Source organism: Rhodococcus opacus B4 (assembly GCF_000010805.1).
Lineage (GTDB): Bacteria > Actinomycetota > Actinomycetes > Mycobacteriales > Mycobacteriaceae > Rhodococcus_F > Rhodococcus_F opacus_C.
On sequence record NC_012520.1, the window covers coordinates 1 to 25,815 of the forward strand.

General features: G+C 62.1%; 20 protein-coding genes and 1 other annotated feature. Of the genes, 6 read left to right on the forward strand and 14 right to left on the reverse strand.

Annotated elements, in window-relative coordinates; translation table 11 throughout:
• Positions 1-231: 231 nt before the first annotated feature.
• Positions 232-1,206 (reverse strand): DUF4192 family protein, encoded by a 975-nt coding sequence (locus tag ROP_RS35975; protein WP_043827227.1) that lies wholly within the window; start codon positions 1,204-1,206, stop codon positions 232-234.
• Between the two features lie 940 nt (positions 1,207-2,146).
• Positions 2,147-3,429 (reverse strand): IS3 family transposase gene (locus tag ROP_RS35985; protein ID WP_148222641.1). Its coding sequence is split into 2 segments (ribosomal slippage): positions 2,147-3,141 and positions 3,141-3,429, totalling 1,284 coding nucleotides; the frame shifts between segments, so codons are not numbered across the junction.
• Positions 3,023-3,151, reverse strand: a sequence feature (AL1L pseudoknot). It overlaps the preceding gene by 129 nt.
• 172 nt (positions 3,430-3,601) lie before the next feature.
• On the opposite strand from ROP_RS35985, the gene tnpB reads away from it, so the two are divergent.
• A complete protein-coding gene (gene tnpB, locus ROP_RS41750) occupies positions 3,602-5,206 on the forward strand; it encodes an IS607 family element RNA-guided endonuclease TnpB (protein ID WP_012686731.1) in 1,605 nt (534 codons plus the stop codon).
• Positions 5,207-5,293: 87 nt separating this feature from the next.
• Here tnpB and ROP_RS36000 read toward each other — a convergent pair whose 3' ends face one another.
• The 8 genes from ROP_RS36000 to ROP_RS36050 form a co-directional block, all read right to left on the reverse strand.
• The gene (locus ROP_RS36000; RefSeq protein WP_012686732.1) at positions 5,294-5,890 is read right to left on the reverse strand and encodes a hypothetical protein; all 597 of its coding nucleotides are present in this window, start codon (positions 5,888-5,890) and stop codon (positions 5,294-5,296) included.
• The gene (locus ROP_RS43275) at positions 5,860-6,021 is read right to left on the reverse strand and encodes a hypothetical protein (protein ID WP_158306526.1); all 162 of its coding nucleotides are present in this window, start codon (positions 6,019-6,021) and stop codon (positions 5,860-5,862) included. Before ROP_RS43275 ends, ROP_RS36000 begins: the two co-directional genes overlap by 31 nt.
• Positions 6,018-6,503, reverse strand: coding sequence for a hypothetical protein (locus ROP_RS36005; protein ID WP_308821638.1), 486 nt, complete (start codon positions 6,501-6,503; stop codon positions 6,018-6,020). The genes ROP_RS43275 and ROP_RS36005 overlap by 4 nt, the downstream gene beginning before the upstream one ends.
• A gap of 150 nt (positions 6,504-6,653) precedes the next feature.
• On the reverse strand, positions 6,654-7,385 hold the full coding sequence (locus tag ROP_RS36010; protein WP_012686734.1) for a hypothetical protein: 732 nt from the start codon (positions 7,383-7,385) through the stop codon (positions 6,654-6,656).
• Complete coding sequence (locus ROP_RS43750; protein WP_012686735.1) at positions 7,385-12,760, reverse strand: telomere-binding protein; 5,376 nt, start codon at positions 12,758-12,760, stop codon at positions 7,385-7,387. The genes ROP_RS36010 and ROP_RS43750 overlap by 1 nt, the downstream gene beginning before the upstream one ends.
• 191 nt (positions 12,761-12,951) lie before the next feature.
• Positions 12,952-13,209, reverse strand: a complete 258-nt coding sequence (locus ROP_RS36035; RefSeq protein ID WP_012686736.1) for a hypothetical protein — start codon at positions 13,207-13,209, stop codon at positions 12,952-12,954.
• Between the two features lie 1,196 nt (positions 13,210-14,405).
• Complete coding sequence (locus ROP_RS36045; RefSeq protein WP_005574273.1) at positions 14,406-15,374, reverse strand: ParA family protein; 969 nt, start codon at positions 15,372-15,374, stop codon at positions 14,406-14,408.
• A 914-nt stretch (positions 15,375-16,288) separates the two neighbouring features.
• Positions 16,289-16,957: a hypothetical protein gene (locus tag ROP_RS36050; protein ID WP_012686738.1), complete on the reverse strand. Its 669-nt coding sequence runs from the start codon at positions 16,955-16,957 to the stop codon at positions 16,289-16,291.
• A 697-nt stretch (positions 16,958-17,654) separates the two neighbouring features.
• Between ROP_RS36050 and ROP_RS36055 the strand changes: the two genes are divergently transcribed.
• A complete protein-coding gene (locus ROP_RS36055; protein ID WP_043827244.1) occupies positions 17,655-18,044 on the forward strand; it encodes a hypothetical protein in 390 nt (129 codons plus the stop codon).
• Between the two features lie 1,161 nt (positions 18,045-19,205).
• Here ROP_RS36055 and ROP_RS36060 read toward each other — a convergent pair.
• The 4 genes from ROP_RS36060 to ROP_RS36080 all read right to left on the reverse strand — a co-directional run bounded on the left by ROP_RS36060 (position 19,206) and on the right by ROP_RS36080 (position 22,911).
• The gene (locus ROP_RS36060; protein ID WP_043827246.1) at positions 19,206-19,556 is read right to left on the reverse strand and encodes a hypothetical protein; all 351 of its coding nucleotides are present in this window, start codon (positions 19,554-19,556) and stop codon (positions 19,206-19,208) included.
• A gap of 181 nt (positions 19,557-19,737) precedes the next feature.
• Positions 19,738-21,795, reverse strand: a complete 2,058-nt coding sequence (locus ROP_RS36070) for a cutinase family protein (RefSeq protein ID WP_012686741.1) — start codon at positions 21,793-21,795, stop codon at positions 19,738-19,740.
• Positions 21,796-21,811: 16 nt separating this feature from the next.
• Entirely contained in the window at positions 21,812-22,042 is a 231-nt protein-coding gene (locus ROP_RS36075; RefSeq protein ID WP_231869090.1) for a hypothetical protein, read from the reverse strand.
• A 32-nt stretch (positions 22,043-22,074) separates the two neighbouring features.
• Positions 22,075-22,911: a sigma-70 family RNA polymerase sigma factor gene (locus ROP_RS36080; protein WP_012686743.1), complete on the reverse strand. Its 837-nt coding sequence runs from the start codon at positions 22,909-22,911 to the stop codon at positions 22,075-22,077.
• 335 nt (positions 22,912-23,246) lie between these two features.
• Here ROP_RS36080 and ROP_RS36085 point away from each other — a divergent pair, with 335 nt between their 5' ends.
• The 4 genes from ROP_RS36085 to ROP_RS36100 all read left to right on the forward strand — a co-directional run bounded on the left by ROP_RS36085 (position 23,247) and on the right by ROP_RS36100 (position 25,802).
• Positions 23,247-23,510: a hypothetical protein gene (locus ROP_RS36085; protein WP_012686744.1), complete on the forward strand. Its 264-nt coding sequence runs from the start codon at positions 23,247-23,249 to the stop codon at positions 23,508-23,510.
• Positions 23,507-24,688: a conjugal transfer protein gene (locus ROP_RS36090; RefSeq protein WP_012686745.1), complete on the forward strand. Its 1,182-nt coding sequence runs from the start codon at positions 23,507-23,509 to the stop codon at positions 24,686-24,688. The genes ROP_RS36085 and ROP_RS36090 overlap by 4 nt, the downstream gene beginning before the upstream one ends.
• Positions 24,689-24,694: 6 nt before the next feature.
• Positions 24,695-25,021 carry a hypothetical protein gene (locus ROP_RS36095; RefSeq protein ID WP_012686746.1) on the forward strand — a complete coding sequence of 109 codons (327 nt, stop codon included), beginning with the start codon at positions 24,695-24,697 and terminating at the stop codon, positions 25,019-25,021.
• 160 nt (positions 25,022-25,181) lie between these two features.
• Entirely contained in the window at positions 25,182-25,802 is a 621-nt protein-coding gene (locus ROP_RS36100; RefSeq protein WP_012686747.1) for a hypothetical protein, read from the forward strand.
• Positions 25,803-25,815: the final 13 nt, after the last annotated feature.

Genomic DNA, 25,815 nt, shown 5'->3' on the forward strand with positions numbered 1-25,815 from the left:
GTCGGGGAGGGTACCCCGGGCTGCGCCCGGGGCCTGAACCGACTGGGCGGCAAGCCGCCCAATAACGGAATTCACCCACGCGCTGCGCGCTGGGTCACGGGTTAGCTTGTTGCATAACGGAATCCGGAGAAAACAAAATGATCACTTCGGAAGTCTTCATTACCAACGGGATTGGCCGAATCCAGCGGTGCGGAACCGTCCCGTTCGATCACCGCACCGCTGATTCGTTACCTACTGGTCCTGATGGGCCCGCACCGCCGCGGCACGCAGCTGCTCCCACAGTGCCGGGTTCATCCCGTGGTTGAGAAACTGCTCGAATAGCTTCCCGAAGGAGTGCGCGGGATCGAGCGCACGGCCCACGTTCACCGCCTCACGTGCCAGCGCGGCGTGACGGCTCACCCAATGAAACACTCCGGCAAGAATGATCAACGCACCGGCGAGATCATGGGGCAATACGGCCCCGACCTGACGCATTACCTCGGCGGCGGCATCGGCATTGTGTGCGTCGATCCGGGCGAACAGCAGATCACGCACCGGCACATCGTGCATCGCGGCCGCGATGATCGAGGCGTGCTCGTCCGTGACGCTGATGCCCCGCTCCCCCGCTCCGGTGGTTCCCCCCACGTACGGTGCCAACGCGAAATCGTAGGCACGGTCGGCGGCGTTCTGCGGGGCCATCGCGGCCAGAATCACGCGCTCGCGCCCGAAACCAGCGGCCACGATAGCGGCGCGGCCTGGACCATGCTGGGCCGGGGCGAAACTCGCTCGCATCTCGGCGCGGGTCATGAGCGTGGTGGAGCCGACCACGAGTGCCTCGGCGATGATCGGGTGCGCCGCCAGATCGACCGGCATGCCCGGCTGCCCGATCAAGGACCCGGCCCCGTGCCACTGACGCACCAGACCATCGGTGAACACGAACACCGGGGTCACCGCATCGGGGCGAAGCCGCTCGAGGATCGCGCCCACCACATCACCCCGCTCGGCCGGGCCGAACACCACCGCCAGCATCGACGGACTCTCCTGGAACGGTGCGGCGCTCTCGAGTGCGTCCAAGATGCGCCCCGACTCCCGCTCCGCATCGTCACCCAACTGGACCAGCATCACCGCCGCCGGGTGGCGGTCAAGGCTCAATACCGCCACCTCGTCGACCGGAAGATGACCGCCCAACGCGACCGCACCGGCAACAACATCGGACGGCGAAGACATACGAAAAACACTCACAGCAAAACCCCTTTGGGTCGGGTGGGCGAGCTGGTCAGACTCACCCGTGAATTGGACTTACGAACACCTCAGAACCTAGCCGAAACCTCGGACAAAAACCCGCATTGAACTGCGTCTATGTCCCCGGCACACCCGGTGCCGGGGACATAGACGCACGCACAGCTGTGGCCGGTGGCCGGCACCGCGCCGGCCACAGCTGCGGATTACGTGTTGGCGACGCCCTCGGCCGCTGGCACGGCCGCGCACAACTGATCCGCCGTCGACGAGGTCAATCCGGCATCGAGCATCTGCTCCATCACCTGACGAAGGTGTGATCCGGGAATGCCTCCAGTCCGCCCGAGATGGCCTCCCGGGCCGCTACCGTGTCCCGAACGATCCAGAATCTGGCCCCGTCAATATCAGCGGGGCGGCCGCCGGAAACCGCATCGTCACGGCCGCAACCTGCCGCCACATCTCCCCTAGCGCCCGGCCGTGCTCGACAGTGATGCCCGCCAACAGTGCATCCCGCACGGTGTGCCAGGGCGCCGCCAGCAACCGCGCCGCGTGCTCATCGCTGACGCACACCCCCGAGTTTCGCACTCCTCGAGATACCCGGGCGATGCCATCACGAGAGAGCTCCTCCGCCACCCTGGACGCGTCCTCACGGCCCACTCGGGTCACCTCCGCTGTGGGGGGAGGGTCTCGGTGACCACCTGTGCCAGGCGGGGCGGGCGGTGACGAGTGTGGCAGACGTGGTGTGAGTGTGTCGGACACGGTCAGGGAGATCGGTTCCGGCCTGAATGGCAAACGCACCGAACTCCACATGTGGGAGAGGCCCGACCGGGTTCGGGTATATCGAGGCCGCCTTGTCGGTACAGGGTCGTACCCTGCTGGTGTTGGACGGTACTGAGGTGGCTGAATCGCCCCGGGTTCTACGGAGGCTCGGCTATCTGGTTCCGGCCTCAGCGAGGACCGGTGTCTCACGGTAGTCGGCCGCCGTGTGATTCGACCAGTAGGCGGTCTCGTACTCTGCGGGTGGGACGTGGTCGATCTCGCCGTGCAAGCGGCGGTGATTGAACCAGTCGATGTACTCGGCGACCGCCCACTCGACGTCTCCAAGGCCTCGCCAGCCCCCGTGCGGGCGCATCACGGGATTGCGAATGCACTCGGCCTTGAACAACGAGTTGAACGCCTCCGCCATCGCGTTGTCATACGAATCTCCCTTGGAACCAACAGAAGACACTGCGTCACACTCGTCGAGGCGCTCGGTGTATCGCACCGCTCGATACTGCACGCCGCGGTCGCTATGGTGAATCAATCCGGCGACGTCCTGGCCGACCCGTCGGCGAGCCCACAACCCCATATCCAAGGCGTCGAGGGCCAGGTCGGTACGCATCGACGTCGAAACCTGCCAACCGACGATCATCCGGGAGAACACGTCGAGGATGAACGCGGCGTACACCCACCCCGAATGAGTGCGAATGTAGGTCAGGTCCGCCACCCACAACGTGTTGGGCGCGTCGGCGACGAACTGCCGCTGGACCCGATCCGCCGGCCGCGGAGTCTCGGCCCCGTCAGCGTGCGTGGTCTTCCGCCCTTTCAACCGTAATATTCCCCGTAACCCATCGGCTTTCATCAATCGTTCCACGGTGCACCGGGCCACTGACATCCCTTCTCGTTTCAGACTGGCGTGCACTTTGCGGGCCCCGTACACCCCGAGATTGTCGGCATGAACACCCCGGATCCGGGACAGAACCTCGCGGTCACGCACCGCACGTGCCGATTCGGTTCGCTGGGGGCTCAGGTGAGCTCGGACCGTGGACGGAGCGATCTGGGCGGCCGTACCGCGCAAGACCGCGCAGATCGGATCGACTCCGTGTTCGTCGCGGTGAGCAGCGACGAACTCCACGATCAGCGCTGTGGGCGGTCGATCTCCGCCGCAAAGAAAGCCGAGGCCTGCTTGAGGATCGTGTTCGCCCGCCGCAGCTCGCGATTCTCCCGTTCCAACTGGGCAATCCGTTCGGCATCACTGGTAGTGGTGCCCGGGCGCACGCCGCCGTCGACCTCGGCCTGCTTGACCCAGGTCCTGAGCGCCTCGGGATGCACACCGAGCTGATCGGCGATCCGCTTGAGCGCTCCCGGCCGCGTCGCCGGATCCTGGCGGGCCTCGACCGCCATCCTCGTTGCTCGTTCCTTCAGCTCAACGCTGTACTTCCGTGGTGCTGCCATGCTCTCCATCCTTCACAGGTTTGAGAGCCTCCGACAGACCCGGGGCGATTCAGGCTGATGATCTGGTGTGTGAGATGACCGAGGTGATGACGTTGCGGTGTGCCCGCCTGTACGGGCAGCGCAGTGCCCGTCGCAGTGACGCCGCTGCCGTGACCGCCGCGCCGGACCGCCCATGACGGCCACTGCTGCACTTGCTGATCCCACTGCCGACATCGCTGCGCCGGATCCGTCTCGGGTGGTGATCCGGGCGTTCGTGTACGTTCTCGATCCCACCCCGGGGCAGGTCGAGGCGTTGCGTTCGAATTGTGGGGCACAGCGTTTCGCCTACAACTGGGCGCTGTCGCAGGTCAAGTCGAACCTCGATCAACGGACCGCGGAACGATCCTACGGTGTTCCGGATGCGGGATTGACCCCGTCGATGTCGTGGTCCGCGTACAGCCTGCGCAAACACTGGAACACCGTCAAGGACGACGTCGCGGTCAACCCCGAGACCGGGCAGGTGTGGTGGTCGGCGAATTCGAAAGAGGCGTACAGTTCCGGGATCGCGAACTGCGCAAATGCCTTGTCGAACTGGTCAGCGGCGCGTTCAGGGAAACGTGCGGGGACGATGAGGTTTCCTCGATTCAAGAGCAAACGTGCTGCATCCTCGTGCCGGTTCACGACCGGCTGTATCGGCTTGGTCACCACCGACGGGGATCGCCGCCATGTCCAACTTCCCCGGATCGGGGTGGTGCGCACTGCCGAGTCGACCCGCAAGCTGGCGCGTAAAACCATTGCCGGGACGGCCCGGATCCGGTCGGCGACTGTGTCGTTCCGGCGGGGTCGCTGGCAGGTGTCGTTCTCCGTCGAGACGCTTCTCCCTGCACGAGCCCTCCCGCCCACCACGACCGGTCCGCGATCGGTGGTCGGGGTCGATGTGGGGGTCAAGCACCTCGCGGTTCTCTCGACCGGTGAACTGATCGAGAACCCGAAACACGCTCGCAAGCAGGCGAAGAAGCTGCGGCGCCTGCAACGCCGAGGAGCTCGCCGCACCGGCCCGGACCGCCGTACCCGCCAGCAGCCCTCGAATCGGTGGCTCCGCACGCAGGACCAGATTCAGCGGATACATGCCAGGGTCGCCAACAGTCGCCGCGACCACCTTCACAAACTCACCACCCAACTCGTCCGCGTCTACGACACCGTCGTCGTCGAAGACCTCAATGTCTCCGGAATGAGCCGATCCGGTGGCGCCTACAAGCGTGGGTTGAATCGCGCGATCGGTGATGCGGCTCTCGCCGAAATTCGACGGCAGTTGACTTACAAGACCGATTGGACTGGCACCGGTCTGCATGTGGCGGACCGGTGGTATCCGTCGAGTAAGACCTGCTCGAACTGTCAGGCAGTGAAAACCAAACTGCCCCTTAATGTTCGGGTGTTCGTCTGCGACCACTGCGGTTACCGCGGCGATCGTGATCACAACGCTGCCCTGAACCTCGCTGCACTCGCGGTGTCCGTTGAGGATGGCACGTCTCCGGCGAGTTGCGGACGAGACGTAAAAGCAGCCCGACAGAAACCAACCATAAGACCCGCCACCAGCGGGCAGACGGTATCGCTGCGGGAACACCACACACCAGTGGTGAACGTGGCCGGAGCAACCCGGCCACTCATGCCGAGTACACAAAAAAACACTCAGCGTGAACGGCAGATGGTCAGTCCGCCCCCGTCCCCCCGTCCCGTCGTCCCCGTCAGCAGGACAACACCGAATCTACCCACTTGTGTAGGAAAAAACACTACCTGAACAGCGAAAACGTCCCCGGCACACCCGGGTGCCGGGGACGTTTGGTATTCAGCGACTGACTGACGCTGTAACCGAGTGACTATCCCCTCAACGCTGAGATCGGCGTTTCCGCGGTCCAGATCCGCCCAAGGACTGCTTCCGGACGCTGTCGAGTGTCGCCCACAGCGCTTCGTTGTCCAGATCGCTTCGGTGCTTCTCGATTGCAGACACGAGCTGGTCAATCACTGCCCGAGCCGGCGGATTGAACGTCATTGCTGCCGCACCCGCCCAGGCGAGCGGTTCGTCCTCGCGCTTCAGGATCCGATCGAGCGCACCCTCACACCGATCGAAGAACTTCTCGGTGCGCTTAGTTTGATTGTCATCCTGATCGTTGGCTTCGAGCGCTCCCTCAGCAAGATCGAGAAATCCATTGATGATCCTCGTCGCGCGGTCACGCAGCACCGGGTCGAACCCGAGAGATGACCAGAATCCGTTCCACCGCGTGCGGTAACTGCGGTCCGAACTGAGCGGCACAAGGTGATCGCGTATCAGCCGGCCGAGGCTGTTCTCGTCCAGCTCACGCAGCTGACGCGCCAAGAGTGCTGGCTTCGATGCCTCGGGCAACGGCTGCGGATCTTTCACGCGCAACCATGGGTGCGGCCCCACCGAATCGATCACGGCAGTGAGCGGCCCGACGATGACCACGAAAGATCGACCTTACGACGGTGCGCCCCCTCGGCGTTGTCATCGAGCACGAACTCCGAAAGCAGCGCCTTGGCTCGTTTCTCGACAGAGCTAGCTTCGTTGTCCATGTTCATCTCCTTCTCGTTTGTCATCTCAACTCCTTCGACACAGCTAACACCGACAGATCGACTGCCGGCGCGTCGTTCGACCACACATGCGTACGACCATGAGGAAGCAACTCCGGTAGCGGGTGCAACCTCCACGGCTCGATCTCATCGAGCACTTCCTGAGCAAGCACGACACCATGGAAACGCGTCGGCACCGTCGTGACATCGACGATGGAGCCGCGGCGTCGGAACTCACTCATCGAGCGGGCCGAACCGTTGCTGATCACAATCTGCTTCCAGGGCTTGCCAGTGATGTCAAGAATCGCCACGACGTGTGGTTCGAGCCAACCCCGCTCACGCCAAACAGGCAAAATTCCTTTGTCCTTCGGGAGAGCGATCTGGGCGATCGCCTCGCGGGCGTAGTCGGTCTGCTGCCGGCCCCGCAACTCAGACTCGGCGGCTGGCAGACGCAGCTGCTCGAGTCGACGATGTGGGACGGCCGCCAACCGGCGGTTGGAGCCGGCCAACCATCGCCTAACGGTGCGCGACGAGACATGCATAGCGTCCGCGACCGCCTGCACGTCAACACTTCCACGTGCAGTTTCGCCGTAACAGGTCCGGAGCATCGCCTCGAGACGTTTGCGCGTCCAGCGAGGCCCTCGATGGACGACCACAACTTACCGTTCCACGTCGAAGCTGTTAATTTGAAAGAACTCCCACCCACCGACGTAGTCCTGCGCTCGCGTGTTCATCCAGTCGGTCATTCCCTTGTCGCCACCGCGTTCATACGCACTCCACATCGCCTCGACCTGGTCAGGCGTCAGCGCCAAGGTGATCAACCGATCCCGGGCATACTCCCGCGGTCCCGGACCCTGAACAGCATCGATCCTGATCTTGCCGCCGTACTTGGCCAACGCCTTACCTTGTTTGCTGCTTCGCATAGTCGACATCGCCGCGCGACGTGCGCTCTGCGTAGAGGCCGCTCGTTTGGCCTTGTGGGCTAGGGCTTTGAGGGTCTCAGCTCGTGGTTTGGCGATTCGCTGCCGACCTTCCGGGGCCAACCAGCGTTCCACGGTGCGTCGAGAGACCCCAAGATCGCGTGCTGCGGCGGCAGTGTTGATTTCGCTCCGTTTGCCGGGCCCGTAAGCGGCAAGTAGCTGAGCCTTGAGGTTGGCGGATCCAGGTCGACCGGAAGTGTCGGAGCCTCGGCGTCCGGTCAGCTTGCCGAAGAATTCCGATTGCATCTTTCCGCGCTCAGCGCGCAGCACTTCACGCACCGCTGTCTGGGTTACACGGAGTTCCTTGGCGGCTCTTACGACATTGATCTGGTTGTCCACCACAGAGCCGTAGTCCGCCAGACTGTCGGCGATCCGCGAATAGGCAGTGCGGCTGAGGGGCTTCCGTGCCATCACGAGTCACTTTCCGCGCTGATACCGGCGGACATCCACTCAGCCGGTGCGATCAGATCCGACTTGCCCCGGTAGCCCTTGCCGTCCAGGTACTGCTGATGTTCGGCGAGGAGTGCGGATCCTTCCGGCTTGTACTGGCCGAAACCACGTCCGAATTGCTTCGGTCCTCCAGGCCACGCCAGCTTGGGATCGGATTCATCCGACACGTAGAGCACGGTGTCTTTGGTGACTGCGACGGGCCATTGTCCGGTGTCTTCGCCGATCTGAGCTATCCGGTACATGATGTTGGCCCGCGACTTGGCGACGATGTGGTGGTGACGCTCTGGTGAATATCCTGGGCGTCCTGCCAAGTGCAGATCGGAATTGAGAATGCCGATCGTGTGCGTATAGATGACTTTGTTCTGTTCGCGAGCCAACTGCGCGTCGAGATCGTCCTTGATGTCCAAGGCGATGCGCGCATCCCGGATCCGTTCGTACCACGGGACGAGGACCCGTCCGTGATCAGGCCACACGTAGGCCTCCAGAATCTCGGGTTCGTACCCGAGACTGCTGGCGCGTTCGAGGGTGGGTGTAGTCACCCACTTCGGCTCGGAAATTGACAAACCCATCGGGTTGAGAGGATTCGGGAACCGCCAGTCCGCGGACTCGGGGATCTCCACGAGCCAGTACCCGGGGAGCTTGCGATCGAACGGTAGTCCGTTCGAATGATGCGCAGGTTCGCCGATCGGAAGTTCGAGGCCGGCGATTCCTGCCGCGTACGAACCGCCGCGGTCGAAGGCATGGACGTAACGGCACTTCGCTTCGTCGTCAGACAAGGTCCGTGACCAGTCGATATCTGCCTCGAAGATCTGGAACTTCTTGGCGAACTCGGCATCGGAGGGTGCGAATACGCGCTTCCATTCCTTCGGCCGGGCGGCGATCATCAGGTCGATGCCCGTCGATGCCGGGCTCACAGCCCAGGGGAAACGCAGAGCATTTGCTAGGAGTGACAGGCGTCGCGCCAGTGTGGCGGGTGCCGGCGAGTCACCAAGAATGGGCATCTCCTTGGGGTCCTGGCTCATGCCGGAGGTCAGTGTCACCCAGACACCACGGGTTTCACCTTTCCACACTCGCGTCCAAGTGCCGAGGCGGTCCCCCTCCTTGCCGCCGAGCTGCCAGCCCTCGGAGAGAGCCTCTGTGACGAACGGAGATTGTGCGGTCAGTTCCTTGAGCCTGTCGTTTCGATTGCGCTTGCCCAGACTGCTGGTGTCGATTCCCATGTGCTGCGCCATCGCGTCGGTGATCCAGATCTGCCCAGGCACCGACCATTTGTCGGACGTCCACGTGCCGAGGTTCAACGTCGCTACGAGCTCCGCGACATCGCCGACATGGGTGATCTGCGAGGCAAGGTCGTGACGGGTGCCGTCGGGAAGCCAGGCGCCATCGACGTCGAGTACTGCCGCGGGTGCGGTGAAGGTGGTCCGTGCATCTCCTGCTGCAAGTTTCGGTGCCGGGGTTGTCGTGGTCGGCTGGTGCGTGGTCTCCGCCGTCGCGACGATGGCCGGCGTTGCTGCAGCAGTCTCACGAGACGTCGTTTCGACGGGAGCCGCCACCGGCTCGTCCTTCACCATTGGCGAAACCTGTCCGACTGTGTCGCCGGTTGCTGCAGCTGCTGATCGGGTGGCGGCGGTGCTTTGCCACCAGCAGGGAAGGTGCATCACCAAGCCGTCGATCTGCCATCCGGCGTCCTCGCCGCCACACAGGGCGCAGATGGAAACCGGTGAAATCTGCACTCCATCAGCGGTATGCCCTTCGGCATCGGTCTCGATAGCCATCTCAGGCTCCTGTTCGGAATGAGAGCTGGTCAGGCTCATGACTTCGTTAGACGAATCACCCGAAGCTACGCCGGACCCTGGACTGTTCAGATCGGCGATCCAACCATCGAACAGAGCCGGACCACCGGGCACAGGCGTGGAAGAGTCGCTGGAATCGCCACCGAGTGTCGGGTCACTTGATCCTGCATCGCTGGTTACTTGGTCTTCCGGACCATCGCTACCGAGCAACTTGTGCAGCCGCAGTGCAACCATGCGCTGCCTGCGGTTTTCGCACTTGACCATCCGCTGCACCGTGTACCGCGGCATTCTGCCTTTCCGTTCCTCCGCGATCAGCACGCCCTCGTCATAGAGAGCCCTCAAGGCGGTACCGCGATCGATCTGCAAGGTATCGGTCATCGTCTGACCAGTGGCTTTCAACACCTGTTCGAGGGCCATCGGGTCCAACAAGACTTGTGGTTGACCATCGCACGGCCGCGGGTTGGCCACGACATATCCCAATCGAACGCCACGACCTTCCGCACGCCATCGAGGGGTGCCGTCGGATGTTTCACCCACCACACTGCGCCGCCATCCAAGACATGCCGCCATCGACCAATCCGATGGAGCTTGCCCGGTGTCGACGTCCTCCACGTAGGCGTGACCATTTCTCAGTGCGTGTACCAACAACTCCCGTACTCGCGCACCGGTCCGCATTGGCAGATCTGGGTCAGTCGCCGCAGCAGCGGCATCAGACAAGCCCATCGTGACCAGGTCCCCGACCTGCGCGACTTCGTTCTCCGTTAACGCCCCTACATCAACAAGGAAACGTGACATCGCATGCCAGCCCGCCCACAGAGACCCCAAAGCGTCTGCCTGACGAACACTTTCGCCGCTCGTGCGCAAACGCTCGCTATACCGCTCACCTTCGGCGAACGCCTCGGCGCGGACAATGTCCAACCGAGGGCATAACCATTGCAGGTACGTGGCCATCAACAAGGCGCGGCCATGACGGGAATGCGCAGTATCGAGTTCCTTCAAAACGTTCAGTTCGATTTCCCGCGCCTGCAGCGGCACCACGAGCATCCGCTGAGCTGCAGATCCTGGCCGCGGCATGATCTCGGAGGTGACCAAAGCAGACGCGCGGGGCGGGGTTCCGTCCAGAACCCCTAGACCATCACGTGTGCTTCTCGAGCGTTGCTCACCGTTGTGCACCATGCGAGCGAACTCTTCGAGCGCCTTCTGCGCAGTCCCGAAGTCTCGGGTTGGTGCGACATCGTCCGCCCAGTACAGAGCATCTTTTGCGGCGTTAAGCTTGATCCGCAATGCATTCAATGTGTCGCCGTTGCCCGACATCGATGTCGCCGGTCGCCGGCGATCCCATTTCTCTCCCCAGTGGTGCATCGCCAATGACGCGAGTGAGGTCTTGTAGCTGTTAGGCGATCCGACCAACGTAAGAACCCACGGGTTCGGACCCAATGCGGACCTGAATACCTGCCCAAGTAGAGCGGCCGAAACTCGCGTCGGGGTGCGTTCGAGCATCGAGCCGGAATGACGAAGGAATGCTTCTCGGATCCTTACCGGGTCGGGCGTCGGTGCGGGAAGGTCATACATCTTCAGGGGGCCGGTCAGCAGAACAGGGGCTACCCGTCCGCCATTCTCGTCGATGGCTCCCCCAGCATGAACGAAGAACCACTTGCCCTGATCATCGCGGCGCCACCCTGTCGAGCGGTATCGCACCACCCGTCGGATTTCGCGCCCACCTGCGCCCTTGAGTGCATCTCGCAGCTTCGCCACTCCGCTGGGGCGAGAGTCGTAGGCAGGCGGACCCGGCAAGGTATCGACCCAGCCGCAATCCCGGTACTCCTTCGCCGGAATCCGGATCCGCAGAAACTCTCGGCTCTCCGGATGGGTGTAGCCGATAACCACCGCGGTGAGTTCTTGAGGTGCGGCGGGGTTGACTTCACTCTGACCGGCCATCGCTGCTCGACCCATCAACTCCGGCTCGTCGACGTCGATACCCGCATCGGCAACTTCGAGATACTCCATCTCAACGATCCGCGCATCGAGGTCCAGTACGAGTTTCGCCTGTTGATCACCGCTCTTGGTCGTGACGATTTCGACCAAGTTCCCATCAATGATCCGATACACCGGAGCAATAACATTGCGCCCCCGGATGCTGTTCAGCGGCGTAGCCAGACTCTCCGAGTCGGACCAGACCCGCTGTGAATCAACGGGGCTGAGCGAGTCCTGAACCGCACCCGGTACGGGCTCAAGCTCGGGATCTTGCAGAATCGGTGGAACAGGAACTCGCGCGACATCGTGTGTGGCCCGAGCTGCAACGAGCGCGGCACGCCATGCGGTCATGGCATTCTCGACCGCTTCTCCCGCCCAATCGGTGCCTTCAGCCGCGGCCTGCTGTCGAACTTTGTCCAGAAGTTCAGTCAGATCCTCGAAACGTCGCTCCGATTCGAGCGCCCACCGCTGTGCGCGTCGGAACTCTTCGTCTCCGTCCCGCTCACTTGCACGATCAACTCTGGCGGTCGCCTCTGCCAGCGCAAGTTCGATTAGTGCTTGCTTCTCGATTACGTCGGCAGCGAAGCCGTGGGCAGCGACTTCCCCAGCCCGAACAGGGATGAGGCCACCCCACATCGAGTCGGTCGACCAATGTCCGTCATCGACGTGGTCAGTAAAATCAGATTTGGGTTCCGCCGTTGCGGACAGCAAGAGCTGGACCTGGGCGCCACTGCCACCCAACAGAGATGCGAGTTCGATACCTCGCTTCCATCCGACGGAGTCGCGATCGAGCACGATGCGAACCTCAGCGCCTTCGAAAAGGTCAGCACATGAGAGAGGGAAGTTCAGTCCGCCTTGAGCATTGGTCGTGGCAACCAGTCCAAGCGACTCGGCTGTCTCGACATCCTTCTCCCCCTCGAGTAACCACACAGGCGAATGGCTCGAGATTGCTGACAGCAGTTCCGGGAGTCGATACAAGACCGGTTCAAAACCCTCCGGCTTACGTCTGAGCCGGGTCCCTGCGGCATCCACGAAAATCTGTCGGAACTGCTTGTGCCGGCCAGCTTCACAGCTCGTGCATTCCTCGCGGATTACCTCCTGCACCAAAGTGCCGTCTGCAGATACATACGAGTAGACCTTGACTCGATCCCACCGGTGTTGAGCATCAGGTGTCACGTCCGGAAGCGCGATCCGGGCGGGAAGTCGTCCACCCTTCGGCCGGCGCCGCCCGGCACCACGTCGTCGGGGAGATCGGCCTACGCGTGTAAGCGCATCGCGATCAGGCAGCGGTTCGTCGAAGAGGTCCGTCATCGACAAACCCAGACCCTCGGCGATCTCCGAGACGGGAGCTTCACAGCCGTGGCAGTGAAGCAGCACCATTCCTCCCCTATGCCCATCGACCCAGGTCACGGACATCGACGCGTGACGGTCTCCATGGATCGGGCACCGCGCCATCAGTTGGGTCGAGCCGCGTTCGTTGACCCCGCCATTGCGTTCGGCAGCAGCACGAACCCGGTCGAATGACGACATCCGACCGATCTGAATGGTTCCAGCAGTGATAGCAGTCACGAAGCCGCCTCAGACACACGCGCCACGAGATCTGGCAAGCGCGGTGCGGCCCGGGTTAGTATGGGCACAGGTCCCCTCCAGGACTCGTATTTATGAACCAGGTCCCCTCCAGGACTCAGTTCGTAATCAACGGAACGAAGGACCCCCGCAGGCCGGCAAGCAGTGGGGGTCTTTCGCTATCTATGGCCAGGTCATGCCGAGATTGAAAGTTCGTTGTCGGACGAATCGGAGACCGCATAGCGCTCGTCGTGCGCCCGTAGTTTTTCCGGGTCCAACTTCTTGAGGATGTAGTCGGGGACATCCAGGTTGTACGCACGGGCCATGACGAGCAGGGCGTAGTCGCCGAGCTCGAGTCCGAGCTCTTCGGCGCGTGCTTCGTAGAAGCTGTGCTGTTGAAGGGGTGCACGAACTGATATGCACTTGCGCGTTCCCTTGTGTGGCCGTCCCATGCGAAGAGCCTAAACAGAAACTGCTTCGGAAACGTTGAATGACGTGTTGTCGGTGTGTCGCCGTTCATCGTGCATCCCCTCACCTTCACCAAAAATCCGCTTCTGGTTTGAGGAAGATCCTTCGACCCAGCGCTGTGTGACAGATGGGAAACAAAATCTTCGTCGCCGCATCATGCCGCGGTGCATGGACTGTTTGACCAAACTCGCCCGACCGCGGTTTCAGATGAACAACAACCCCTACGTGTGACCTGCGGGGCGACTCGGTGGGGAGTGGGGGGATTGGGAAGAAATACCTGATCAAACGGTAAAATCCACTCCCCACTACGGTGGGGAGTGGGGTGGGGAGTGGGGTGGGGAGTGGGTTCAAAGACACCTGAAGTGCCTTCGCACGCACCACCGCTGAGCTTTCGGGAAGCGATCAAGAGGTAGGGCGGCGAGGTTCTACTCCCCCACCGCCCTACCCCATCGTCACTACCGAGACGCCGTCCGAAGATGCAGCGACAAGACGCCAGCGAGAAGCCGGCTTCGGGACTTCGATCCCACCACCTTCACCTGAGCGTCAAGCCAGTCCCTCTGTGCCGTCGTGAACCGGAACCACGTCTCAACGGGACCCTTGACCGCGAATGGCTCCTGATGCATCGGGATCCCGGCTGCGGATCGCCGGGCCACCGGCTGGAACAGGCTGCGAAGTCCCGCGATCCCAACAGAATCGAAGGCCTCGATAGCCACATCAGCGTGATCACACCTACTTTCGGCCGCGCGGCTCTGCAGTGCATCACGCGTGGTGCGATCCAGGTAAGCCGTCACGGTCACCTTCCCGGTTTCCGTCGAAGGTTCGACATCATCGTCGAGGACCGGGGTCGGGTCCGGGACAGGCTCATAGATTGGATCCTGCTTTTCGACGGGTGCAGGTGGTGGGGTCGGTTCTGGTTTACGAGCCGGCTCGGAGCGAATGGGCGCCGTAGTGGTAGGAGCGGGTGGTTGGGCCTGAGCTTGTGGCGGCTCCTGCGCTGCAGGCGCCTTCTCGACATGCCGAGACTCCTCCGCGGCTGGTTCTACCTCGGTGATCGGGGTAGAGCGCCGAGGCTGGGTGGGGTTGCCTGCAGTCGGAAGGAGGCCGGCTAAACCCTCCGCTCGGTTACCTTTCGGAGCGAAAGCACTGGCAAGGCTCTTGCGGCGGGGAGTGCTGGTTTCGGTCATGCCGATGCCACCTCCTCGCTGATGGTCGACAGACGAACGAGGATTTCGCGTGTCAGTTCTGCGTAGTCCTCGGCCAACCCGGACGCATTGCGCGAAAGTATCTGATCCGTCGGTTTGGCGCCCTTCTTCAGTGCGGCGAAACGTGCGACTTTGGCGACTTCGGTCTGCTGTTCCAGCTCATGGACCAGCAAGCCCTCCCGGCGGGCATCGTAGGCCGTAGATTCCATCGTCCGGATCCGGGATTCGAAGATGGGGGCGGCATCCCCGATCATCTCGTTGACGGATTGGCGGATCTTCGCCGTGAGCTTGGTTGAACGCGAACCCACACCGAACAGGCAAATACCTGCCAACTGCAGCCGTGGGTTGACAGCCGGTAGATTACGGTCTGGATCACCATCGCGTGTCGCCGAGAACTGGCCGGCAATTGTTTCCAACCCGTCGAGGCTTGCGTCGTCCGCCCTGACTGGGATGACCACAGCCTGGACGACCTCCATCAATGCCTCCATGATGGTCAAATCACCGGGCGGAGTGTCGAAGATGATCACGTCATAGTTATGCGCAACCTGCAGGAGCATGGCGCGAACGAGCTGTCCGAGCCGCTTACCACCCTGACGCTGCTGGCGGGAAACCATGACGGCAGCCAGGTCGAACATCGCGGGACCACCCGGCACCACATCGAGATTCTCGCGGCCGCCGACATTGTGGACGATCGGAGGCGCGGACCCTTGCAGGAGCGCGGTGAACAGTTCGGATCCGTCACGCTTGTCGTAGCCCAGATCGCGGCACAGGTTCCCCTGGGGGTCGAAGTCACCGATCAGAACTCGGTATCCGGCGGCGGCAAGGAGTCCGCCGCAGTTGGCGGCACAGCTTGTCTTTCCCACTCCCCCCTTGCCGTTGAAGAATCCGAACGACACCGGCAGTTCCTGCTGCTCTGCAGTTGAGGTCTCGACGACGTGCATGGACATGGCAGTTCTCCCATTGGACTTTGGTTGTGACGAGTGGTTCCCCAGTGAAGCTAGCAGGATTCCTGGACAACTTGCCGTATGCCACGCGGGGCAGACCGTAGGTAGATCTGCGTGAGCAAACGCGTGAGATACAACGGGCGCAACCGTATGAGGCAACGCAGGTAGTTCGGCAGGTCATCATGCCTGGTAACTGGCGTGATAGTAGACGTGGTGATCGGCATGAATACCAGCGTGGAATCAAGTGTGTCATTCGGCAGGTCAATCGGCGTGGTCATACGCATGGCGACACGCTGGTTAACCTACGTGAGGACATGCGGCATGGCACGCGTGAACTCTGGCGGTATTAAACGCGTGACGAGCACCTAGTTGTCCTGCGTTGACTTACGTAGGAAGACACGCGTGAGACGTCGCGTGAGAGCATGCGTGAAGCATTGCGTGTCATACCGCGTGACCATCAGCATGAACAAACGCGGGACAGACTGCCGGATGTCAAGTGGGACAAACTACGTGGACAGATGCGTGATCTTCTGCGATGGCCCGAACGTGGCTACATGCTTGTGTCAACACGTGCACACGGGCGTGATTAGACGCGGGAGACCAGTGCAGGTGCTTGCACGTGAACTAATCCTGTCGCTTATGCGGACAACATCACTGGTTGTAATACGTGAACCGATACGTGCCCTCGCTGCGGGTCCGAGTGCGAGGGGGTAAACCGAATGAGATGCGTGACCGAGTACCGCAACTGGGCGCTAGGTGCAGTGCGTGAGATCGAGCTGGCACCCGACCGGAAGGCTCTGCGGATCGAACGTTGAGTGCGAGGCCTGACAGCGTGAAAGGTGAGAAGTCCCGTTCGCGTGAAGATATAGGGAATCACTTGCGTGAACACATGCGTGAAACGCTCGCAGAACTGTGTCCTACCTGTACTGATTCGGTCGTCTGCGGGGATCGCCGACCGTGCCGCGCCGGCTTCGTTGGAGGCTGATTCGATGGTGGAGGCCCGCGATAGTGATGACGCCGATCGCATCGGCGATGTCCTGAGCGCGTCGCTGTCTGTCGAGCTCGACGACGAGGTCGATCACGGTGTCTTCGAGGATGTTCTCGGCGGCCTTGTACAGGTCCCAGAGCTGCTTGAGCTCCCATGCCCGAATCAGAGGGTTCGAGAAGTAGAGACCATCGACGATGCGATGAACCCGATCCACCTGGGCATTTGTTCTATCTGCAGGGCTTGACCAGGTCGCAAAGTGTGAGCTGGCCGAGCAGTCGTCGACCGTCGAGTCCAGTTCGGCGGCGACAGTCACCCAGGAGGTGGGACAGATAGCCCGTCGGGCTTGCCTGACTGCCTCGCCGAACGCGCGTTGACAGACTGCGGCGTACTCGGTGGCAGCGCGCCGGCCCTCGTTCAGCTCGCGCAGATCCATCAGGGAGGTGAAGTCGTGGCGGCCGCGGGTGAACTCTGTGGCCGCGAGAAGCGCCTCACTGCCGCTCCATTGGAAGCGAGACTGCCTACATTGATCGCGGTGCCAGCGCAGATCCTCGACCCACGGAAGGCCAAGCTCAAGGCCCTCGCCATTTGGCACCGTCATATGAACATGATGCCATCATGCGGTGTGGGTGTCACCCATCGTTACGCAATCGTCCCGAATTCTTCTAAGTGGTAGATGCAGTTCCCAAACAAGGTATCCCGAACGTGAAAGTATAGGAAAGCGGAAAGCAATCAATATTAGTTCGAACCAATCTCTAGGCCGTCCCATCTGCATCCCATGAGACTGGCAAGATTGCGTGTGCTGGCTATCAAGATTGCATAGAAACATCTCGAAAATTGTTTCATCGCTATTTTGGGATGATATTGGTACGACACTGGGACGGGTATGCATGTGAATCAACTGTGGAGGCATGTACGTCCGCACTGCTCTCTTTGGTATAGGCATGAGTTGGTCTATGTTGTTCATATAACATCGCGTTTCACGTTGAAGGTGCGCTCCTAGGGCACTGTTGACGGTATGTACCGCCGAGCCGAGTAGTCCAGGGCGGGCTGTATAAAACACATCAAGATCATTTGGGTACGAGCGAGTGCCTCTCGCTCCCTGTTCAGCATCGGAGTACATCGTCGTGACGCAGGAACATGGTCGACCTCAAGCCACTGGGGAACACCGTCCGTTGGCTTCGACCTTTCGATCGCCGGCTGCTCGATCGGTCGAACACATCGCATCCCAGTACATCGAGGGATCTGATGATGTGGAAGTTGAACCGAATCGCGAAGCGCCACCTGAGCGTGGGTCGGTGGCAGACGCGGACGGCGGTGGGAAGTCGTCAAGCGTTCGGGTTCCGGCAAAGTGCCACGCAAAGCTTGAGCAGCTTCGTGAGCAAACGGGAATGACCAACGGTCAGATCTTCATTGTCGCGATCGAGGCGACGCATGAGCGTCTACCCGAGCTGTTGTACCCCGGTGGACGAATCGGGGGAGGGCTCTTCGCGCCCCGTGGCATTCGCCCCAAATCGTCACGTGACGATTCTGAAACGCAAGTGACATACCGCCTGTTCAAGTCCGACTTCGACGTCATTGATCAACTCGTCGTCGATCTCGCCGCGAAGTCGCGGTCCCATCTGATCACAGCGGCTCTGACCGGATACTTCTTCGGGGACGACGAACGCACACAGGCGGCAGAGTAGCGCCGACGAGCCCTACTTCTTGTTTGCGACTACTACCCAGAGCGCGAGAACAATCATCGGCGCAACAGCGACGGGGACGGCCAGAAGTGAGTGGACAGTCGTCCCGGTCGCGGCCAAACCATCGATCGCGCTAACGAAATAGGGCCGCAAGAAACCCACAACCCCGCAATGTGACGACCGCGAAGGCGCCGGAGGATTCGGGATTCGCGGTGGGATCTGGAGATCGCGTCGGGGCATCTGTCGCTCAGTTCGTCATCGGGTCGCCAGTGGCAGTCCGACCTGCAGCTGCGAAATGTTCGAGCGCGTCGAAGCAAGCGGCGGCCGCCTTTGCCATCTGAGCGGCGCTGTGGCGGGCGTTTCGGAGGGAAACGCCCCAGCAGAGAGGTTGCATGTCTGTTCCGCAGTGGTGTGTGGGTCGGTGGTATCCCTAGAGCGCCAGCTGTCAGTTTCCTGATATCAGCGCTCTGATGCCAGGTGGGGGAGAGGTTGACCTCGGCGAGCAGTCGGGTGAGCAATTGCGTGTGCGCGTCGCCGTGGAATCCGCCAGCGATGTGCCCCTCCATGCGTCCTCGTGCGAGTCCGGAGGCCGAGTACCGCACTCGCGTCCGCAGTGAGCTCGCTGTGACTCGGAGAGGTAATGTTCCAGTACCTTCCGGTGCTCGTGTCGATGACGGCGATGTCCCGCACCTGGTGAATGCTGCCACCGCTCCCTGACGTCGTCACGTGTACGACGAACAGATCGCGACCACGGTATTTGAACGATGAAGGGGGAGGAGCCTGGCGTGCAGGCTAGTTGCGGTCCTGTGACTGCGTCCTCCTCGATGGGTCTTGCCACCCGGGGCCTCGGTGCCCGCTGGCCCGGATGCTCTGTGCCCGACTACGCCGTCGTCGTCGCCCGATTAGTGGGGAAGTCCGCTCGAACTGCTTGGACGAACGCCTCGTATTGAGTCTCGGCGAATCGAGCGAAACGAGAGGTTGGGGCGATTCCGTCGTACCGTTGTCCATCGAATTCGATCGAGGTGGTCGGCTGATCGCTGCCGACGATTGAGTACTCCGAGATCGGTCTATGGGTGACGGTGTCACGCGTCCGCTTGAGAGGCTCCGATCCGCCCTGTTCAGCGCGCAGCTCGACACCCTTGTTCATAGCCTCACGCAGGTGATCTAGATCTGAATCCCTGCCCGAGCGTCGTATTGGACAGATTTTCGCAGCCGATAGGCCGCTGCAGCACAGAGGTCCAGACATGTCATCGCTGTACGTGAGGCGTAGTCGACCGGTGCCAACATCAGGATGTTGAACTGTTCATTCGAGAGGCGCTCCTGCATTTGCCTGTGGCCGTCCCGCTCGCGCGACCATTCGGCCATCCCGCCCGCGAGCCGGACGAAGCCGACCTGGAAACCTGCGGACGAAACGAGGTGTGACGCGGCCTGGTATTTATCGCCGAGCTGCCTGAGCCGAGCGGAGACGAGGTTCGAGAGGTCCAGCTGCTTCACGTTGACGGCGGAGTCGCCCATCTACTCAGTCTGGCAGTGGGCGCGCCGGATACAACAGGTCTTGCCCCGGATGGCCGGATACGTGAGGCGTATGGGAAACGTCGGGTCTTCCGTCTGTCCCACCGCGAAAAGGACCCCGGCCGGTGGGACCCTTTTCTGGCAATACTGTTCGGTGCGGGCGGTCGGCTCGGAGTGTCTGGGCTCACCGACCGGCATCGAACCAACCTCCATTCGATGTACGACCGATTTTGGCCACGGCCTTGGCGATCGGATCGCGGAAGTGGTTGGTCATGTCCTGCAGGGCCGTAGTGCCTGATGAATCGACGACGAGCTCCCCGTAGTTCTGGTGAGTTCCGGACCCGATGAATGAGGCGAACTTCACCCCTTCAGCACCGATCTGGGAAAGGGCGTTTGCACCGTCAGAGCCTGCCAGGGCGGTGAGGCTCGAGGCGAGCTTTCCAAGGTCCCCAGCCTGTGACTGCTGCATGATCTGCTGTCCGGTCGTCGTGGACGCCGACACCGAACCGAGCTTGGACGCGTCGGTCTTCTGGCCACCGCTGAGTGTGCCCACCGCGATCTTCGCGAAGTCGAGGATGTGGGGGAGTGCGCCGAGGCCGGCTCCGATGATGTCGCCGGTTTCGATGGCGTGCCAGAGCTGTTTTTGGAGTTCGCCAGCGGTGTTCGCCAGACCAATGATGTCGAGATTCCCGACGACGCCGACGATCATCGAGATGATCTGTGCGGCGCCGGATGGGTCGGGAATCATCGCGATCAGGGCCGCCGCGGTCTTGTAGTCGAGCCCGGCGGCGAGCGTGATGAGTGGCTCGAACAGGACATTGATCCGGTCGAATTCGGCGTGGACAGCCTTGACCTTGGCCATCGGATCGAGACCCGGATCGAGAACAATGTGCGGGATCCGGTTGAACACGATGTCGAGGACTGCAGGGATGTTGTTGGCGAGGTCGAATGCGTTCGTCCCGATGTGCGTGACCTGGTTGATGAGCACGCTCGGCTTGATGATCGAAAGTGCGTCCGCCGCGAGTGACAGACCATCAGCCGGAGTAGCGGCCAAGGGGGAGACCTGAGTGGACAAGGTATCCACCGATGTCTGCAGCTGCTGCACCTGATCCGGCGTGGAGGCATTCTGAACCGTCCGCGCGATGGTGTCCGCGGCCTGAAATGCACTCGTAAGGTCGATGCCTTTGACCTTGTCGACGAGCTGGCCGGCGGCGTATTCGGGAGTCGACGCGTCCGCGGTCTTGAGCGTCTGTTCCACAGCCGGATTCTGGGTAACCCAGCTGGTCGTATCGACCACCGGAACAAGGGTGTTGGCAACATCTGTCGCCGCCGATTCCATGCTCTTCAGGTCCGGAGCGCCGGACTGCAGCTGTTGCTGGAGGGTCTCGATGTTGCCGGCCAATCCCGGAAGATCGACCTTCGAGTAGTCGGACACCAAGGCGTTCTGCAGACCCGCGGTGGTGGGCTGAAATCCATCGCTCTGCTGCGGACCGGAAGCAGTCGGAGGCTGCGCAAGCACCCGTCCAAGTCCGGCGAGCAATCCATCCTTGCCGGCGTTGGTCGAGCAGTAGAGGTCGTCGGGGGCGCAGTACGAACGCGTGACTGCAGCAGTCTTTCCGAACCCGCCCGGCCTGGCCCCCGCGATCCCAACACCGTCGACGGGAGGACCGACGAGAGTGTTGTCGCCATTCGAACTCTGCCGTGGGTCAGCAACAAGACCGACAGCGATCAACTTCTCTGCCGGGATCGGACCCTTGTCGTGGCCGATCAACCACGCCAAGTCGCCGGCCACGTCCGCACCCTGGCTGTAGCCGCCGAGTGCGAACAGAGTGTTCGGGCATTGCGTTGCACGAGTCTGCATCACGCGCGCGCCGGCCGCGATGCCAGATGCCTTACTGATGCCATAGGTCTTGCCCTTGTTGAAGGCGGACGCTTCGTACGCCGGATAGGTGATCTTGATGGAGCTACCGAACAGCTGGGAAAGAGGATCGGTGACCTGCTTGAGCAGACCCTTCGCGACGTCGGGATTGGCGGTCGAGTCCGTCTCGAACGTTCCCGGCATCATCACCACTTCCACTGCCGGGCAGCCCGATGATGCCGGCGCCGCCCCGGCCTGACTTGGCGACACAACCGCGATGAGCGAGGCGAGGAGTGCAGCGAGCAAGGAGGCGACGAGCAGGGCAACCCGGCCGCTGTCGTTGGCGCGACCGTCCTCAGATGATGGTGCGTGAAGGTTTGTCATGAGTGTTCTCTCTTCGTCAGCGATACAGCGCCGGCACGATGACCCGACCGCTGTCGATATGAGTGGTGATGTCGCGGGGCAGAAAGTCAGCGACAGTGAGAGCGACTCTGCTCATCACATGCGAGGACTCGGCGAGCAGTCCGGGACGAGCGATTGCGGGGCGGGTGAGTGCAGCATCGAATCCTCGCGTCGCTTCGAGGAGCAAGGACGTTTCGGTCAGAAGAAACGCCGCCGCGATGAAGACCATGACGGTGAACAGAGGCGCGAGACTACGGATCATCAGATCACCGCAGTAGTCGTTGCAGTCCGACGACGACCACGTGCAAACCGGGGTCGAGGAGTCGGCGGGTTGGAGGCGACGACACTTTTGCGAATGCGTGTGACCGCGCGGTAGAGCCGCTGGCGAAGCGCTGCCGGAGTCATCCCAATCTCCGCGGCAATCACGGCCAGGTCGCAATCGGTCTGCTCGAGGTATGCCCGCTGAATCAGGGTGCGATCGAGGTCGTTGATGACCTTCTTTTCGACCGCCCAGGAGAGCAGAGCCGGAGCAGAGATATCCGCTTCCGGCTCGTTCTCAGCACTGTCGGACTCGTCCATGACATCGGAGGCGGGGATCTCCTGGGTGAAGGTTTCCTCGCACGTGATCTTCTTCAGCGTGTGCAGGAAGAGCGCCGCGTAGACGTTCTCACCGGAGGGCCTGTAGGTGGCGATCAGTGACATAAACGTGGCCACAGTGGAGGCCGCTCTCTCATCGCACGCGTAATACCGATCGTGCCCACTGACCCGTGCGTGGCGCGTCAGGGAGATGAGCTTGCCGAGCATCAGCTGCAGTAGCGCTCGCCCGGCAAGGGCGCTTCCTTCCTGATGCAGTCTCAGCAGCGCCAGAAGCACACCATCACGATCTCGGCGGTGCGCCGCGGCGAGATCGTTGAGATCCGCGACGTCACGGAGCGCGGCCCGGCTCACCGACCACGTCAAGACTTCGGCGGCGGGGCGAGCGCAGAGGTACATCCACTCGGTGTTCAAGCGGCTGTACAGATTGCTCTGCGCGGTGCTGCGAACCGGCGTTGCCGATGACGCTGTGATGGCGGTGGGTGCGTGGGTGGACGTTTCCACGATCGGTCTCCTCTGGGCGCGGGCGAGGTGGTCTCGCGCCCAGTACAGCAACCGGATATTGCCTCTGACCTGCGTGTTTGTTGTTGCCGGAGGGGCTGTCGTTATTGCCAGGGCGTTGTTGCCGTGAAGGTTCCGGCTGTGCGGCGGTGGGCCAGGGAGTGCCCCTCACGTGCGCTCTTTCGGCTGAGGCAATAACCCCTTGGTGACTGCAGAAAAACTTCAAGAAAGTTTCGCGAACGATGTCACTCAAGCCCCCGGACCCGGATCTTCCTCCAAGTAGAAGCCCACTTTTTCTGTGTGGCGCTCTTCCACACCCCAGTCGCCAGGAGGACCGGATGCACGAGCTCGACAACTCGCTGCAAGCCCAGCTGCACGATCTCGGCTACGTGCACGCCGTCACCGAGGAGATCCGTCGAGTCGCGGCAGCCCTGGCGGTGAACCCTCTCGATGAAGAGGCGAACACTTCGCTGTGGCTGTTGGTGTTCGTCGAAGCGCCAGCCGCGCGCGCCGCGCTGTCGCGGGCGTCCGCATTCGACATCGCGGATTCCGTCCCCGATTGCAGAACGTCCGACCCGACGACAGAAGCCGGCATCCGATGAAAATCGACCTCGCGAAAATCAACAACTTCGGCCGCAGCCCCAAGAGCAAGACCGATCCCGCGACTGAAAATAGCGTCGACTCCGTTGTCGCCGAAGCCGAGGAGTTGGCGCGCGCGGTGCGTGCACAGTGGGGCCTTCGGCAGGTGTGGACCACCCGACTTCTCAAGGCAGGAATCCTTGCCGCACTCGGCGCCGGAATAGTTGCCCTGATCCTCGTCGTCTTCGGATCCTCGCCCACCCCGAACCTCACCGACAACGCCACCAAGGACACCGCAGACGTCGACACAATCGGTCAAGCGAAAGCCGAAGATCTTGCTCGGCAGTTCGTCGTTGCCTGGCTCCAGGCATCGCGTGGGAATGAACAAGAACTCGATCATTTCGTCTCGGGAAGCCCCAGCCTTCCGACCGCGCCGTTGTTTGCCGCGACTGATCCGGCCGTCGCGTCGATCGACTACGAGCAGAAGTCACGGACATACGCGGTGACGATCTCGGTGTCAGTTCGAGCCGCCTCGGACGCGAATGCGGCCACAGTTCGTCGCTACTTTCAGGTGCCGGTTGTGGTCACCGAAGCGGGCGTGAGGGCCGCCGCACTCCCCGCCGAAGTAGCTGAACCGTCGACCTCGATCGACGTCAAGCTCGGCTACAAGTACCGGGTCGCCAACCATCCCATCGCCACGTCCGCGCACGAGTTCCTGTCCGCGATGTTGACCGGCAACGGGGAAGTAGCGCGCTATCTCACGCCGGGGGTTTCGATCGCCCCGATTGTTCCGGCGCCGTATCGCAGAGTGGCAATCACCGATGTCTATTCGTCGGAAGACCTGAGTGCTGCCAGTGCATCGGCACCGCTGCCTGACGGTGATGTTGTGCGCCTCCTGGTGACGGCAGCGCAGAAAGTCGCCGAGGTCGATTCGGTCAGTGGGCAGTACGCGCTGACGATGACCTCCCGCGGCGGCCGGTGGGAGGTCAGCGCAATTGACGCAACGCCGTTGTACCCGCCGGCGGCACCCCGAACACCATCCTCGTCAACGACCGCACCGAGCTCGACCACACCAAGTGCCGGTGCCCCGGAGTCCGCATCGCCTGATTCAGGACAGACCCCCGCACTTTCGGTGCCGACTGCCGGCGACGTGCCGCTTTTTTCCCCGTCAGGAACCGATCCTCATTCATCCGGAAGGTAACCCATCATGTCCATTGCGCTCGCAACCACCGATCCCAACAACGCGGTCCTCGCCGCAGGGCTTTTCGACAAGGCGCAGGAGTTCACCAGCAACGGCAAGCTGCTCCTCCAGTCGGCCGCCGGCTGCCTCGTTTTGTTCTTCCTTCTCAAGAATCTGATGGCCTCATTCACAGTTGCCCGGCTCATCACTTCCGCGCTCATCGGCGGTGCAGCACTGTGGGTCGTCTTCAACATGGACGTCCTGAAGGACTCGACAGGTGAGGAGTTGGAGAGCGCTCCCGCCGTGGTGCACATCGTGGCCGAGCCGATTTCCGGCTTAGACCTTCCCGTGTGATCTCCGCTCGTTCGCACCGGCTGAAAGATGCCTTGCCAGCACTGACCTCGTTGCGCCACCGACCTCTTACAAGGAGGGCTCCCATGTTCGATGTAGCTAGCACTGCGGAAGCGGGTTCGCGGCTTCGCCGGCATGAAGTCACGAGTGGGCCGGTGCTGCGATGAGTGACGATCGCACCACCGGGGAAGTCATCAAGAACTTCACCCGCGCTCGCAAGGTGCCGCAGCTGATCGGGCGTACACCTGACGGAAAGAAGCTGCCGTTCGGTCCCTACACCGTTCCGCAAGCCGTCAGCGGCGCAATCGTCGGTGCGCTCCTGTGGCTCCTGCATCCACTGTGGCTTCGGGACAGCATTTCCTGGAACGTCGGATTCTTCGCCTTCTGGTCACTGGGCACCGTCTTTGTCGTCGGCAAAGTCCGGTTTGCCGGCCGGAGCCCCGCCTCAGTGGCACAGGGAATCTGCGCCGCAGCCTTCGCGCCGGCCGGTGCCAAGATCCAGATCAACGGCCGCCGGGTGACCATCCGGCCACCCCACCTCGTGCGTCCGAGTGGCTACATCACTGCCGACCCCACGGCCGCCGAACTCAGCGCCACGGTCGTCCCGCAGGCCGTGCACATCGCCACCGCCGAGGTCACCGAAACCGCATCGGCGGAACCTGTCGCACCACGACCGCAGACCTCCGCTCCGGTGCCCACACCGGCAAGCGGGCCCACCCATCGCGCCGGCCGATCGAGCGTCAAGGAACTCCTCGCTCTGGCTGCTGCAGGCACCTCCGAGTAGAAAGCACCGCCAC

What these genes read in the sequence shown, in the direction of transcription:
- ROP_RS35975 (WP_043827227.1), bottom strand. Translation starts at nt 1,206, where the DNA reads ATGTCTTCGCCGTCCGATGTTGTTGCCGGTGCGGTCGCGTTGGGCGGT.
- tnpB (WP_012686731.1), top strand. Translation starts at nt 3,602, where the DNA reads ATGACGGCCACTGCTGCACTTGCTGATCCCACTGCCGACATCGCTGCG.
- ROP_RS43275 (WP_158306526.1), bottom strand. Translation starts at nt 6,021, where the DNA reads ATGACAAACGAGAAGGAGATGAACATGGACAACGAAGCTAGCTCTGTC.
- ROP_RS36010 (WP_012686734.1), bottom strand. Translation starts at nt 7,385, where the DNA reads ATGGCACGGAAGCCCCTCAGCCGCACTGCCTATTCGCGGATCGCCGAC.
- ROP_RS36035 (WP_012686736.1), bottom strand. Translation starts at nt 13,209, where the DNA reads ATGGGACGGCCACACAAGGGAACGCGCAAGTGCATATCAGTTCGTGCA.
- ROP_RS36045 (WP_005574273.1), bottom strand. Translation starts at nt 15,374, where the DNA reads ATGTCCATGCACGTCGTCGAGACCTCAACTGCAGAGCAGCAGGAACTG.
- ROP_RS36050 (WP_012686738.1), bottom strand. Translation starts at nt 16,957, where the DNA reads ATGACGGTGCCAAATGGCGAGGGCCTTGAGCTTGGCCTTCCGTGGGTC.
- ROP_RS36060 (WP_043827246.1), bottom strand. Translation starts at nt 19,556, where the DNA reads ATGGGCGACTCCGCCGTCAACGTGAAGCAGCTGGACCTCTCGAACCTC.
- ROP_RS36070 (WP_012686741.1), bottom strand. Translation starts at nt 21,795, where the DNA reads ATGACAAACCTTCACGCACCATCATCTGAGGACGGTCGCGCCAACGAC.
- ROP_RS36075 (WP_231869090.1), bottom strand. Translation starts at nt 22,042, where the DNA reads ATGGTCTTCATCGCGGCGGCGTTTCTTCTGACCGAAACGTCCTTGCTC.
- ROP_RS36085 (WP_012686744.1), top strand. Translation starts at nt 23,247, where the DNA reads ATGCACGAGCTCGACAACTCGCTGCAAGCCCAGCTGCACGATCTCGGC.
- ROP_RS36090 (WP_012686745.1), top strand. Translation starts at nt 23,507, where the DNA reads ATGAAAATCGACCTCGCGAAAATCAACAACTTCGGCCGCAGCCCCAAG.
- ROP_RS36095 (WP_012686746.1), top strand. Translation starts at nt 24,695, where the DNA reads ATGTCCATTGCGCTCGCAACCACCGATCCCAACAACGCGGTCCTCGCC.
- ROP_RS36100 (WP_012686747.1), top strand. Translation starts at nt 25,182, where the DNA reads ATGAGTGACGATCGCACCACCGGGGAAGTCATCAAGAACTTCACCCGC.